The sequence below is a fragment of the Zobellia roscoffensis genome, assembly GCF_015330165.1.
Taxonomy (GTDB): domain Bacteria; phylum Bacteroidota; class Bacteroidia; order Flavobacteriales; family Flavobacteriaceae; genus Zobellia; species Zobellia roscoffensis.
This window is the reverse complement of the sequence record NZ_JADDXT010000002.1, coordinates 4,055,945-4,069,212: the sequence shown is the minus strand read 5'-3', so window position 1 is coordinate 4,069,212 and position 13,268 is coordinate 4,055,945. Positions and strand designations below refer to the sequence as shown.

At 36.0% G+C, this 13,268-nt stretch carries 12 protein-coding genes and 1 pseudogene; 4 read left to right on the top strand and 9 right to left on the bottom strand.

What is annotated here, in order from left to right; all coding sequences use genetic code 11:
• The first annotated feature begins 176 nt into the window (after positions 1-176).
• Positions 177-776: a DUF6642 family protein gene (locus IWC72_RS16435; RefSeq protein WP_194530510.1), complete on the top strand. Its 600-nt coding sequence runs from the start codon at positions 177-179 to the stop codon at positions 774-776.
• Positions 777-941: 165 nt separating this feature from the next.
• Here IWC72_RS16435 and IWC72_RS16430 read toward each other — a convergent pair whose 3' ends face one another.
• Positions 942-4,058 (bottom strand): VPS10 domain-containing protein, encoded by a 3,117-nt coding sequence (locus IWC72_RS16430; RefSeq protein ID WP_194530509.1) that lies wholly within the window; start codon positions 4,056-4,058, stop codon positions 942-944.
• A gap of 215 nt (positions 4,059-4,273) precedes the next feature.
• On the opposite strand from IWC72_RS16430, the pseudogene IWC72_RS16425 reads away from it, so the two are divergent.
• The 3 genes and pseudogenes from IWC72_RS16425 (at position 4,274) to IWC72_RS16420 (ending at position 5,344) form a co-directional block, all read left to right on the top strand.
• A pseudogene (locus IWC72_RS16425) lies at positions 4,274-4,872 on the top strand (DUF6642 family protein).
• Between the two features lie 72 nt (positions 4,873-4,944).
• Complete coding sequence (locus tag IWC72_RS20480) at positions 4,945-5,121, top strand: DUF5995 family protein (RefSeq protein ID WP_394370100.1); 177 nt, start codon at positions 4,945-4,947, stop codon at positions 5,119-5,121.
• Entirely contained in the window at positions 5,099-5,344 is a 246-nt protein-coding gene (locus IWC72_RS16420) for a DUF5995 family protein (protein ID WP_194530508.1), read from the top strand. Before IWC72_RS20480 ends, IWC72_RS16420 begins: the two co-directional genes overlap by 23 nt.
• 305 nt (positions 5,345-5,649) lie before the next feature.
• Here the strand turns inward: IWC72_RS16420 and IWC72_RS16415 are convergent, their stop codons facing one another.
• The 8 genes from IWC72_RS16415 to IWC72_RS16380 all read right to left on the bottom strand — a co-directional run bounded on the left by IWC72_RS16415 (position 5,650) and on the right by IWC72_RS16380 (position 13,215).
• Positions 5,650-7,059, bottom strand: coding sequence for an alkaline phosphatase (locus IWC72_RS16415; protein ID WP_194530507.1), 1,410 nt, complete (start codon positions 7,057-7,059; stop codon positions 5,650-5,652).
• Positions 7,060-7,088: 29 nt separating this feature from the next.
• Positions 7,089-7,526 (bottom strand): hypothetical protein, encoded by a 438-nt coding sequence (locus tag IWC72_RS16410; RefSeq protein WP_194527260.1) that lies wholly within the window; start codon positions 7,524-7,526, stop codon positions 7,089-7,091.
• Positions 7,516-8,811, bottom strand: coding sequence for an ABC transporter permease (locus IWC72_RS16405; protein WP_194530506.1), 1,296 nt, complete (start codon positions 8,809-8,811; stop codon positions 7,516-7,518). The genes IWC72_RS16410 and IWC72_RS16405 overlap by 11 nt, the downstream gene beginning before the upstream one ends.
• A complete protein-coding gene (locus IWC72_RS16400; RefSeq protein ID WP_194527258.1) occupies positions 8,808-9,437 on the bottom strand; it encodes an ATP-binding cassette domain-containing protein in 630 nt (209 codons plus the stop codon). The genes IWC72_RS16405 and IWC72_RS16400 overlap by 4 nt, the downstream gene beginning before the upstream one ends.
• 24 nt (positions 9,438-9,461) lie before the next feature.
• The gene (locus IWC72_RS16395; RefSeq protein WP_194530505.1) at positions 9,462-10,658 is read right to left on the bottom strand and encodes a GTP-binding protein; all 1,197 of its coding nucleotides are present in this window, start codon (positions 10,656-10,658) and stop codon (positions 9,462-9,464) included.
• Between the two features lie 61 nt (positions 10,659-10,719).
• Complete coding sequence (locus IWC72_RS16390; protein WP_194530504.1) at positions 10,720-11,631, bottom strand: GTP-binding protein; 912 nt, start codon at positions 11,629-11,631, stop codon at positions 10,720-10,722.
• A gap of 35 nt (positions 11,632-11,666) precedes the next feature.
• Positions 11,667-12,641, bottom strand: a complete 975-nt coding sequence (locus IWC72_RS16385; RefSeq protein WP_194530503.1) for a DUF4625 domain-containing protein — start codon at positions 12,639-12,641, stop codon at positions 11,667-11,669.
• A 94-nt stretch (positions 12,642-12,735) separates the two neighbouring features.
• Positions 12,736-13,215, bottom strand: coding sequence for a DUF4625 domain-containing protein (locus tag IWC72_RS16380; RefSeq protein ID WP_194530502.1), 480 nt, complete (start codon positions 13,213-13,215; stop codon positions 12,736-12,738).
• Positions 13,216-13,268: the final 53 nt, after the last annotated feature.

Below are 13,268 nucleotides of genomic sequence, written 5' to 3'. Positions count from 1 at the left end.
CGTGTGGAAATCAAAGTAATTGAAGTATCTGCAAAATTAGAAATTAGCTCCGAAAACAACTGAATTCTCTTTTATTTAAAACAATTGCGCATGGTATAGAAAAAAAATGAAAACACTAAAAAAATAATATTGTTACAGTAATTTTGTATCTCATACACCCCAAATAATACAAAAGCTTGCTAGAAAAAAGAAGACAATTACCACAAGAACGATTAACAGATGAAGACCATTTCATTTACTGTTTAGAAGGTGTCGATGATATAGAAACTGAACAACTTACCGAAGCACAACAAAGCTTGGAACAGCTCGCCATGAAATATGGCATTGCAAGTATCTACAAAACGTGCGATACCATAGAAGGACTAGAAGAAAGCCTAAACGCATTGGTGTTGGATGATCATAATTTTAAGGATTATGAAATCATTTATTTAGTAATGCATGGGGAAGCAAATAGTATCTGCTTAAACGACTACTACTATACATTACAGGAAATTGCCGAAATTTTTGAAGGTCGTTTAAAAGGTAAGATCCTCCATTTTTCAAATGCTAAAGTTCTAGACCTAGACGAAGAAGAAGCTCAATACTTTTTAGATATTACAAACGCCAAAGCAGTTTCTGGCTACGGAAATGCTTTTAACGGTGTAAGCAGTGCAAATCTTGATAAAGCATTCTTTAATTTATTTAAAGAAGATGATGATATGTTTGAGGTCGTAGAAGAGCTGCATCAAAGGCATTACAATGTCTGTAAAGTGCTGGATTTTAGGATGTATTATTGAGATTGAATGCTTCCCAAACCAGTTCTTATCTATCAATTACAGGCTTCCGTAAAATACCATCCGTAGGTTAAATTATTTTTGAGTAAAACCCAAATAATCTAAAACGTGTGTATAATGAAAATCGAAGCAATTAAACTTTCGAATTTTGCAACTATATATTACGCGTTACTTTTTTAAAACTTTTTTAAGTGTTTCAATTTCGATATTATTTAACTTTACAACATATAGCCCTGCTTGTAAGATGGAGATCTCTACTTCCAATGGTTCATCAGAAAGCAGTTCATTTGCTCTTATCGAAATAACTTTCTTTCCGGTAAGGTCATAGATATTAATATCAAACTCAGAAGCTATATTTTTATTAGATTTAATGTAAAACTTACTACTTGTCGGGTTTGGATGAATGGTAATTTCACTTTCATTAAAAACATCATCTTCCACAAAGTTTTGTTCAATACTTATAGTTCTTGATATAGTATCAGCTGTAATGTTAATTGTTGCCATTCGCATTTCCTGACTAATATTTTCGTCATAATTTACGGTAAAGGTATTCTCATCAGTCTTAACCACCGTTAACCAATCCGAAATTTCACTTACATCCCAATCGACATTTGAAGCAACGCTATAAGTTTCAGAACCCGCTTCGGCAGTTACGGTTAGGTTTTTTGGGGAAACTACTAAACTTGGCGTTATACCGTTTTGTATTAGTAATATTTCATTGGTAAGTTCACCACCTGAAATCGATATTGTTGCAATCCTATCTTCTGTAATTATATTTTCATCATACGTAACAGTCAGTGTAGTATCATTTGTTTTAACTGCTTCCAGCCAATCAGAACTTTCACTCACACTCCAATCAACATTTGAGGAAACACTGTAGGTTATAGTGCCCGAAGTAACATCAACATTCTGGGTCTCAGGACTAATTTCAAGGTTATTGGGCACCTCAGAAAGAGCTTCAATTTGCCAAACTCCACGACCAAAAGTTCCTGCAGTCAGCAGTCCATCATTACCATTATATTTTAGTGAATTAACAATGGTGGTCGGTAAAGTTTCAAGACAATAGGGCATCCATGCTGTACTTAAATTGCTTATATAGTAATAGACTCCTATATCGGTTCCTGCATAAATAACATCTGAATCGTCCAGTTTTTGATAAGCCAAAGTGTTCACGGGTGTATTAGGCAATCCTTCCGACATATTTATCCAATTTTGCCCTCCATCACTAGAGTAAAACGTTTTCTCATTAGCTGTGTAACCTCCGCTAGCCACCCAAATTTTTTCAGTTTCGCTATCACTCATTACTATACTAGTCAATTTATTTTCAATCTCCGGAAAAGCATCTGAAATATCGGTGAAAGTAGGTTGAGCATTAAGCAAATTCTCAGATTTTACTATTAAATTCCAATTATTTCCATTTGCAGAAACACCATAAAAAGAATTCTTATTTGTTTCAGATACATCGAAACCAACCCAACGGGTATACCCTTCACTAAACTGACCATTACTTAAATTTTGCCAATTAAAATTAAAATCTTGGTCTATTAAAATTCTTTTTATATCAAAACCATCTGCTAATAACAGAACGTCCGTTTCTAAACCGTTTTGTGAATAGGAATCATAAACAAGCATAGGACCACTACCTGTGTTTTTTGGTTCCATTTTTTTTAATTCGTTAGGGTTGGTATTTGCAGCACCTAGTAATCTATAATTAATATTAAAATAAACTCGATCAAACAATTTCGAAGCAGCAACATAATAAGCGTCTCCACCGGAAATCACTTCTTCATTACCATTATTAACATAGGAAAACCCATTATCTTGAGTGCCTAGAAGAATTTTTCTTGAATCATTATTATCTGTATCAACCTCGTAAATTTGTTTAATCAACATACCGTTAGACAAATCTTCCCAGTTTTCAAAGTCGGTGGTCATATCAAGACCTCCATCATTACAACTAAATAATCTTCCATTTATAAGATATAAACCCCTAACATCTACATGGGCGTTTTGACTATCAATAGCCTCTAAATTACCAGTACTTGAATTATACCTATGCGTAAAGAAGCTCCCGGTAAAAATATCATTCTCATTAATTGGAGAAACTACAATTTCAGCCATCCCATTTTTTTGATTTAAAAACCAAACATCAGGCATATCATCTTCGAATAAAGAAAATGTTTGTCCCTTATCGGTTGACTTGTAAATTCCATGAAATTTAGAATTATCGCTGCTATTGGCTTCCATACTTAAATAGTACACCACATTTGGATTAGCTGCTGTAACAGCGATTCCGGTCTGGGCTCCACTCGTTACTGTTCCCCCAGGCATAGTTGAAACATTCCATGAATTTCCACCATCAATAGATCTATGAAATATTTGATCACGTTCAACAACATATAAGGTTTCGCTATCATTGGGGCAAACTTCCAAGTCATAAAAACCATAATTACTAGTATTACTAATAGTTAATTTAGTCCATGTGTTGCCACCATCTAGCGTCTTGTAAATTGATGTCCAAAAAACCGCATACAGAATATCTGAATTCATTGGATCCATAACCAATTTTCTTGCCGAGGGATTATTTACTGTCTCATCAAATTGCAAACTAAGGGGAGACCATGTTGACCCACTATCGTTTGTAACATAAATACCTGTACTATGATATTGATTACCCCATCCTCCGTCACCAACAAGAACATAGATTTTTCGACTGTTAACCGGAGAATTAGGATCTATTACGATACTGGTTGTACCTAGTGTTGGCAAATTATCGGTTAGTGGAACCCAGTTTAAACCACCATCTATAGTTTTCCAAACCCCACCCGTATTAGCTCCTGCGTAAATAATATCTGAATTTGAAGGATCTACAGCAACACAATCAACTCGACCACGTTCTGTCGGTACTTCATGTATGACATTTTCCCATCGCAAATCATCCCCATTCTTTGCAGATATAAATGCGTTCTTATTAGCCTTCCTTAACTTTATATTTTGTTCTAAAGCGGCCTCAAAATTAAGTTGACCAATGTTTGCAATTTCACCATTGGCATCCAATCTATTTTCAGCAAATGTTCTCCAACGCATATATTTCTTATAATCTTTTCGTTCCTGCTTAGCTGACGTTGAATAATAGGCGTCAATTTCGTTTACTAAAGATTGAAAATTCTTTGTTTTGGATAATTCGATAATGCTTTTATAGGTTTTGTTCGGTTTTTCGTTAGCTTTTTGAGCATTCAATCCAGACAAAAATATAAGTGAAACTAAAAGAAAAATGTGCTTCATAAGGGGTGAACTATTTACTTGGTAAATATAAAGAAATAGCGCTACCTGAGATTCTTTTTAATAGAAGATTAGCAACAAATTAGTTTTATTTAGTTGTACATTACTTTTAAAAAAAGCAATAAATGGATATAGCATGAATGGTTTTGAAATTAAATTGAAAAATATAAAAGCTTATTTTAATTTTACATTTCATATATGTAAATAAATTCTAAAACTTGTTAGAAAAAAGACAACAGTTACCTCAAAACCTATCTACAGGTGAAGACCATTTCATTTACTGTTTAGAAGGGGTTTCTGAATTAGAAACGGACCAGGTAACTGAAGCACAAAAAAACTTAGCGCAACTGGCCATGAACTATGGCATAGCCAGTATTTATAAAACATGCGACACCATTGAAGGGTTAGAAGCTAGCTTAAATGCACTTGTATTAAATGATCATAATTTTAGGATTATGAAATCATTTATTTAGTAATGCATGGGGAAGCAAATAGTATCTGTCTAAATGATTACTACTATACTCTACAAGAAATTGCCGAAATCTTTGAAGGTCGTTTAAAAGGCAAAATCCTGCATTTTTCAAATGCAAAAATTCTGGACCTAGACGAAGAAGAAGCTCAGTACTTTTTAGATATTACAAACGCCAAAGCAGTTTCTGGCTACGGAAATGCTCGTAACGGCGTAAGCAGTGCAAATCTTGATAAAGCATTCTTTAACTTATTTGAAGAAGATGATGATATGTTTGAGGTCGTAGAAGAGCTGCACCAAAGGCATTACAATGTCTGTAAATTACTAGATTTTAGGCTGTATTATTAAATCTAAAAAATTTTACTTACGACATTTTTTAATGCTCAAGAATCAATAAAAAGTTACAACTTATTTAGAGATGTGGCTGTAAATTTTGATGTTGCGAAAAACTGTGGCGACCAGCATACAAGAAGTCCTACAATAAGTAAATCTTGGGCATTTGCTTTTAAAAATAAAAACGAGCCATTAACCATTCTGCAAGATATATTGATGGGAATCAATACACCTATTAATCTTGATTTTGGGGTTAGCTGTTAGTGCAGAAATGCATGGAAAGGAGATAGCGGAAATTGAAAATGATTTTAATAAAGTCAACAGTATTCTCGCCAGCATTGTTAATGAAATGCAAGACCGACTTAGTAGAGTGTCTAGATTGTTGTTTTTACTTGATTTAGCCGGTCTAAATACAGATGAACAAATCATAAACTTTAGTTTAGGTAAAGCACGAGAACTATCATGGCATAACGCAAATTTACTTTGAGGTCTCGGTATGGATCACCAAAAGGACGCTATTGATAAAATAGACCTCATAGTCTTAAGCTTAGGAGAATTTATAAAAGCGCCCAAATCTAAAATAATCTCCTACATGCTCAACCTTATTGCTAGATTAGAAGAAAAGAATGTGGGAAAGGTTATTTTGAAATTGAAACAAGAATATATTTCCTTACTACTATTGTTTATTTGATTGCTAATCTTATCTATATATGAAGCAAGGACTATATATTTAAAGAAGACCCCATGTATAAAAATAGTATTGATGAGTGGTTTTTTTAGAGAATTTATTCTTTAGAATTTATTTTCAATTTCTGCAGCTTCCAGCATTAAATAATGAAGGTCTATGTTCTTAATAAACGGTTTTAATAGATGGTTGCCGGGCCCGTACATGGCCAGTTCTACATAATCAGCGGAATGTTGCATACTTATCCAACCCACGGAATTATGCTGTTCCTGAATTTTAGCCAAAATCTTAAAAGGAAGGTGTTTGGGGTTGTAAAGTCCATCTTCTGTTTGTAGGTTGGTATAATAGCTTAATAGCTGCTCACATTCTTCATTGGTTATTGAAAAATTATTGGCATAGTTTACCCTTTCTTTTACTTGAGAAATAGACGTTTCTTTACCAATTCCGTTTAATATCCATTCATTGGTGTGTTTGTATTCTTGAATGGTATCAAAATTATCATTCGCATCATTTCCATAGATAACACCAGGGTTAGCATTACCGTGGTCGGTGGTGATAATAACTAATGTTTCTCCATCTTGTTCCGCAAAATCCATTGCTATTTGAATGGCCTCGTCATGAGCGGTCTGGTCATAAATAAGTCCGGCAATATCATTACCATGAGCAGCCCAGTCCACTTTTCCTGCTTCTACCTGCAACACAAAGCCTTTAGGGTGGTCTTTCATTGCCTCAATAGCTTTTTGGGTCATTTCGCCAAGCGTAGGCACTTTTTGAAGTAGCTCTTTACTATTTTGTCTGTCTATAGTATATGGAAGTCCGTTATCATGAAAAACTCCTAATATAGGCTTGTCAATTGAAGCGGAAAACATGTCGTTTCTTGTGTTAACTACTTCATATCCGTTTGATGCAAAAGCTTCATACATGTCTTTTTTATCTTTTCTCTTCTCGGGAGTAAAATAATTGTTTCCGCCACCCATCATCACATCAAACTTATGCTCTAAATACTTTTCCGCTATCTGTTCCTGGGCATTTCTAGATTTAGAATTTATACAAAATCCGGCAGGCGTAGCATGGGTTATAGGTACCGTAGTAACGCAACCTGCTTTTTTGCCTGCCTGTTTAATTTTTTGCCAAATGGGAAGATGTTCTTCTCCGTTTTTGCTCACATTTAATGAGCCATTTGCAATACGAACACCACCGCCCCACGAGGAGCTAGCAGCTGCGGAGTCGGTAACAATTGAACTGGCCGAAGCCATGTCCATTAAGGATCTAGTTACCTTATTGTCTTTGTACAGTTGCAGCCAATTGGTACCTGTACCTGTTTTTCTGGATAGATACAGGTCTGTCATATTTAAGGTACCAGTGCTCATGCCATCACTTATGATTACAATAATATTCTTGGCTTTTTTATTTTTACTATTATATGGAAGAGTATTGGCCACACCACTGAACGGTTGTAGTAAAGTTGTTCCTAAAGTGGCCAGTGATCCGTTTCTGAAAAATTTTCTTCTGTTCATTTTGAATTGATTTGTTATAAAATGACTGATTATTTCAATTGAAAACCAGAGCAATCGGTAAGTATGTAATTAAAGTGCTCCACGTCGTCTTTATTAAGTTGTAATGTGCCGGTTATAAGCACCACATCGTCTGTTTTAAAGTCGGGTTTAGATTTGAACTGTATTTCTACTGCTGTTTCAGGTCCGCCATTGCCACAAAAGAAACAGGAAGCCAATGGATTCTTGGATAGTATAATGAGTTCCCCATTGGGGTCTACATCTAAGAAATAACCGGATAGGGTTACTTCTTTGCCTTGAAGGTCGGTTATTTCTTTACTAAATTCTGGATACAGAAAGTTAGATTCATAGGCCGGAAAATATTTTTCGGTGTAATCTATTTTTGCCAAATCATCCCAGGTAAGGTCCGTTTGACCCACGGCCGTCATCGAAACCAGAAGGAATAGCACGTATAAAAGCTTATTTTTCATCACTTAAAATTTTTGAGATATTCATTTTCAACAAAGGAAGAATAGCCAACACAATTGAAACTACGGAAATGACTACTACAATGAGGACCGTCCATAGCATTTGGTCTGTAGAAAATGTGAGAATGATATCTTGTTGAAATTGGGATTTAAATAGGTTGACCATAAAGTATAATCCGATAAGGGAAAACAAAAAACCAAATATCAAGGATGCCAATACCATTAGAACACCTTCAAAACCCACAATGCGAAACAACTGAAAATTACTGGCACCATAGGTACGCATCAAGGCAAGGTCAAAAGCACGTTCACGCACCATTTTGTATAGACCGATAAAAATAGAAACACAGGATATGAGTAGAATAATATAGGCAATCCAGGAGATTGCTTTGACCCCAACGCCCGTAAAGCGAAACAGTCGCTCTAGCTCATACTTGGGCAAGGCGGCTTGCATGTCCGTGTTGGAATTAATGTTTCTTGGCATGGTCATGAGCCCAATTGGGTTTCTAAAAGAAACCAGAATAGAGGTTATTTCTCTATCATCGTCTTCTTCATGCAAATCGTGCGCATGGTGGTTTTCATGGTTTTCATGGTCTTCATGATTCTCATGTTCACTATGGTCATCATGTTCTGGTTCTAAATGCGCTTCATCATGGCCTTCTTCATGCCCGTCATGGTCGTGAACATCCCAGATACTTTCTAGGTTGGTTACGATCAATCTATCTATAACTTTATATGTTGGCTTGTAGATACCGACCACCGTAAAGTATTCTTCATGTTGTTCGATTGAATTTTCCGTTAGTCCGTGCGAACTCACAAATGTATCACCCAGTTTTAAGCCTGACCGTTGGGCTACATCATTGCCCAAAACGGCTTCCATAGCAGTTTCTACTTCTCTTCCTTCCAGTAGTTCCGCACTATACATTTTAGCGAAACCCAGCGTAGCACCTACGATACGGTGGCCTTTGTAGCTATCGCCATAGGAGATGGGTACGGCTTCTTTTACCAAAGGATTTTTTTTCATTTTTACCACTTCGCTGTACGCGATATTCCCCGTTGGGTTATCTATGTGTAGAACAGAGGAAAGCACTAATTGTAACGGACTTCCCTTGGCACCAACTACCATTTCTACAGCACCCAAACCATTTTCAAATTGGTTTTGTATGGAAGTGTCCAATTGTTGAATACCCAGAAGTAAACCAATACTGATAGATAGGGAAAATATACTTAAAAACGCATAGAGCGGTTTATGGATAAGGTTCTTAAGGCTTATTTTCCAATTATTCATAGTGTAATTACATTTTTAAACGCAGACTTGATGCGGTTATCATGGGTAATAACTATTAGATTCGCTTGGTTTTTCTCGGCCTGTTGTTGTAACAATCGTAATACGGCCATACAATTTTCATCATCCAGACTGGAGGTAGGTTCATCAGCTAGAATAACTTGAGGGTTATGTACTACGGCCATAGCGATTCCTAAGCGCTGTAGTTGTCCTTCGCTGAGTTCATTGATTTGTTTCTTTTTAATTTCGGTTAGATCCAATTGCTCAAATAACGAATCGATTACAGTATGGTTGATGGACTTTCCGCTAAAAAAAAGGCGGGCCTTTAAGTTGTCCAGAACGTTTAACGACCTGACGGCATGATTTTTTTGAAATACAAGCCCAATGTTTTGTCCCCGAAATTTATCTAATTGTGAGTGAGACAGCTTGTTGATCTCTACGCTATCTATTATTAGCGTTCCGCTTGCAGGCTTAAGTAAACCGGCCAAAAGATGTAGTAGGGTTGTTTTTCCTATTCCGGATTTTCCTAAAATGAGTAAACTTTCCTGCTCTTTTAAATCTATATTGGGAAAGCGAAACCTATGTTCCGCTTTTTTATAATGAAATGTGAGATTGTCTGTTTGAACCATCTTAAAATTGTATTTCTACTATTGCTACGCTATGGGCCATTGGTCTTGTTGCGGGAATAATTGATTTTCCCAAAGGTCTATTTCCGGCTCCGTGAGCAGGCAATTTTTCAATTCTAAAATCATTTTTTCTTTATTTATATGCTGCCCAATAAAAACCAGTTCTATTTTTCTATCGCCAAAAAGAACATCCCAGTCTGATTCAATTTGATCTTGATTTTCAGAGAATGCAGCATAGTTTATCCGTTCTGAAAAGGGCATTGATGTCCACCAAACACCAGCAGAATCAGCTTTGCAAGAACCACCTGCAGAGCTCCATAATAATGCTTGGTCAGATCTTGAGGCCAACCAAAACAAACCTTTGCTTCTGATGATGTTTTGAGGGAAACTTTGGTTCAGGTAGGTTAAAAAACGTTCTGGGTGAAATGGCTTTTTACTTCTGAAGACAAAGGAACCTATTCCGTATTCTTCGGTTTCGGGTACATGTTCATTTTCCAATTCTTGAATCCACCCTGCCGAGGCCTCTGCTTTCTCATAATCGAACAACCCTGTGTTGATAACGTCCACTAGTTCTACTTTAGATTCAGTAGCTGTAATAATACGCGCTTCGGGGTTCAATTTATGAATAATAGCCCTAAGTTCTTCTAATTGATCGGACGTAATTAAATCAATTTTATTGATGATGATTACGTTGGCAAATTCAATTTGATCGGTAAGCAAATTAACAATGGTTCTATGGTCTCCTTCAATATCCGTTAAAGACCTGGTAGTAAGATAGTCCGGACTGGAAAAGTCTTTTAAGAAGTTAAATCCGTCCACTACGGTAACCATGGTGTCAACATAACTGAAACGGCTAAGGTCAATAGTGCCATCTTCGCTTTCAAAGGTAAAGGTCTGTGCCACGGGAATAGGTTCGCTTATGCCCGTACTTTCTATCAATAGGTAATCGAATTTATTCTGGGCGGCAAGTTTTTCTACTTCTACCATAAGATCCTCACGAAGGGTACAGCAAATACATCCATTGGACATTTCTACCAGTTTTTCCTCGGTTCTAGAAAGTGTATTTTCATTTTCAATGAATTGGGCATCTATATTTACTTCGCTCATATCATTTACGATAACAGCTACTTTTAACCCTTCTTTGTTATGTAAAATATGATTGAGTAAGGTGGTTTTTCCAGCACCTAGAAAGCCACTTAATACGGTTACAGGTAGTTTTTTCATTTCCATACGATTTAAAATTTAAGAGACGCTTAGTATTTTTTCTAGCTGAAGTTTTTTTCTTCTATGTTGAAATTGATGCGTTAAGGCTTTGTTGTATTATTTTTTCTAAAATTTCAGGACTACTGCCTGGTCCTATGGCCAAGAGCTTGGTGCCGGTTATGGGAACACCGTTAAAAGGTCTAATATGGACCTCGCCATCTGGGTTGCGTTCAAAATAAGTGTAAGCACTTTCCTCATTGATTTGAGCACAGCCTTTTACCCTGAGTATGTTTTTGGGGAGGGCTTCACAAATCCTATGGATACACTCTAGGTGGGGCAAAATGGGCAAATCTGCAGAGCAGGAAGACCAATGTGCTTTGTGATGCTCCATTTTTTGAGGCGCATTGGTAGCGGGTAAAAGTTCTGGAAGAAGCGAAATATTTAAATCTTCCATAGTGCTAATTCGTGCCAGTGGATTGAGCGCTTTTATTTCCTTAACGACTACATCCTGTCGGCTTTTGGTTGTATTTTCTAAGTGCGTTAAAACAAGAAGTGAGGAAACCTGAATCTGATTGGCTTCCAATTCATTATGTTCTCCCCGTTTTTGCCAGTTTTTAACATCTACAACAGATATTTGAATAGGGGGTAAGAACCTATCATTTAGGCCTACGCCTAAGAACTCCGTAAGAGAGCAAGCATCAGAGGTTCCGTTAGCTTCAATTAAGGTAATTCCATTTTTTCTTTTGGGAATTCTATTTACGATGTTCCTGAGTTCCGCTATACCACTGCAACAAATACAACTGCCGGTAAGCGCTTTAATGCTTTTTGACTGTATTTGTTCTACAAATTGTTGAGCGTCCATATGGGCATTCTCATAGTCGTTAAGAATGAGAAAAGGGTCCCAACCTTTCTCAGAAAAACTATCTATTAAAAACTTTAATAAAGTAGTTTTTCCTGCTCCCAAAAAGCCAACAATTGTAATAATCGCTTCCATATGGTAATAGGTATTTTTAAGCTTTGTAATGCTATTTACTCGATAACAATATCGAATTCGATATATTGAAATGCACTTTTTAAGTATGTGAAATTATAATATACAACCCCATAATAGTAAGTACCGCTCTCCCAAGCTATATCTTCTGTAATGGGGGTGGCTTCTGGAAAATTGTTGTCTTCCGTAGCACCAATTTTAAGAGGTACCCCATACATATAATGGTTATTAAAGTTTGTATTATAACTATTGGCAAAAGTTCTAACCTCTTCAAAACCTGAGTGTTCTTTAACCTCTGTAACGATAACTTTAGAAAAATCAATGGCTTCTAAGGTTTCAGGCTTGTGGTTTTGACTTTTCTTGATTAATAGACCATACATAATACCATCTCCCTTTATCTCTCCTATTTGTATGGATGACCATATTGACTCGTTTGTGCTAAAAAATGCTTCATCAGGATTTCTGAATTCGCCATTATTGTAAAAATTGTTAAATCCTCCCGTGCCCTCAATATTTATCTTGTCTACTCCAAATACATCTACATGCGGATTAACTTCTGGAAAATCTGCAGCATCAATCAATTCAATGTTTCTGACTTCTTCTGAAGATGTTCCGTTTTGGTCTGTAACAGTTATTATAAAATCAAAAATTCCTTTAGGTGCTTCTGCAGGTATATCAAAATGCTGATGCATAGTAGCATTTTTTAAACCTTGATATTTATCCCAAACCATTTCAAAAGACCAATCTGTTGAATACGTTTCTCCTTCTCTTTGCTCAATATTTATAGTAACCAAATCTAATAAGTCACCTGCTAAAAACTCTGCATTAAAGTGAAAATCTTCTCCTACCACTCCAAGTTCATTATTAAATAATCCTACCTCAACTTCTGATACCGTAGGGGATATTAAATTAATTTCTTCGTCGTCATTACTGTCACAAGAATGAAGTAAAAGCATTAGGGTAATTATTGGAAGTAGTAAAAATTGTAATGTCTTGTTAATTCTAAAATTCATTCTATAATTAATTTTATGTATCAAAACCATTTGATTATAATGTTAAACACCGCAACCAATAGAGTTAAAAACAAAGTATATTTTTCTATGCTGTTTATTCTACTATTTTGATATCAATAGATGTTCTACTTTGCCAGCCGGTGGCATCTGTAACCGAATAGGCACAGTGGTAATCGCCTGTATCAATATCAGTTGGGATGGTTACGGGAATATTAATTTCATAGCTGGTCAAGGAACCTTCAATTGTAAAGTTTTCTACATATATCAAAGGATTAACAGGGCTTTGAATTTCGCCTAAATCGCATTCGGTTACTTGGTCATCATGGGTATGATGGTCAAAATTATGATGGATATCAATACTGTATGCAGCAAGTTCGCTGTTGTCGGTCACCATAGCCCTAAAATTATAAGTTTCTCCTCTGGAAAGTAAAGCACAGCCTTGAGGAAAACCAGCAGTATAATTAACACTGATAGTTGGTTTATCTTCGTCTATTTCAGTGCTGTCATCACTGGAACATGCCGCAGCTAGCAGTATGATGAATAAAAAATAAAAATGTTTGAATGTAGATTTCATAAGATTAGTTTTAAAACCGCACAGCACGCTTTTGTGCTATGCGGTTTTGTTTT

What these genes read in the sequence shown, in the direction of transcription:
- IWC72_RS16380 (WP_194530502.1), bottom strand. Translation starts at nt 13,215, where the DNA reads ATGAAATCTACATTCAAACATTTTTATTTTTTATTCATCATACTGCTA.
- IWC72_RS16430 (WP_194530509.1), bottom strand. Translation starts at nt 4,058, where the DNA reads ATGAAGCACATTTTTCTTTTAGTTTCACTTATATTTTTGTCTGGATTG.
- IWC72_RS16410 (WP_194527260.1), bottom strand. Translation starts at nt 7,526, where the DNA reads ATGAAAAATAAGCTTTTATACGTGCTATTCCTTCTGGTTTCGATGACG.
- IWC72_RS16400 (WP_194527258.1), bottom strand. Translation starts at nt 9,437, where the DNA reads ATGGTTCAAACAGACAATCTCACATTTCATTATAAAAAAGCGGAACAT.
- IWC72_RS16395 (WP_194530505.1), bottom strand. Translation starts at nt 10,658, where the DNA reads ATGAAAAAACTACCTGTAACCGTATTAAGTGGCTTTCTAGGTGCTGGA.
- IWC72_RS16415 (WP_194530507.1), bottom strand. Translation starts at nt 7,059, where the DNA reads ATGAACAGAAGAAAATTTTTCAGAAACGGATCACTGGCCACTTTAGGA.
- IWC72_RS16390 (WP_194530504.1), bottom strand. Translation starts at nt 11,631, where the DNA reads ATGGAAGCGATTATTACAATTGTTGGCTTTTTGGGAGCAGGAAAAACT.
- IWC72_RS16385 (WP_194530503.1), bottom strand. Translation starts at nt 12,641, where the DNA reads ATGAATTTTAGAATTAACAAGACATTACAATTTTTACTACTTCCAATA.
- IWC72_RS16405 (WP_194530506.1), bottom strand. Translation starts at nt 8,811, where the DNA reads ATGAATAATTGGAAAATAAGCCTTAAGAACCTTATCCATAAACCGCTC.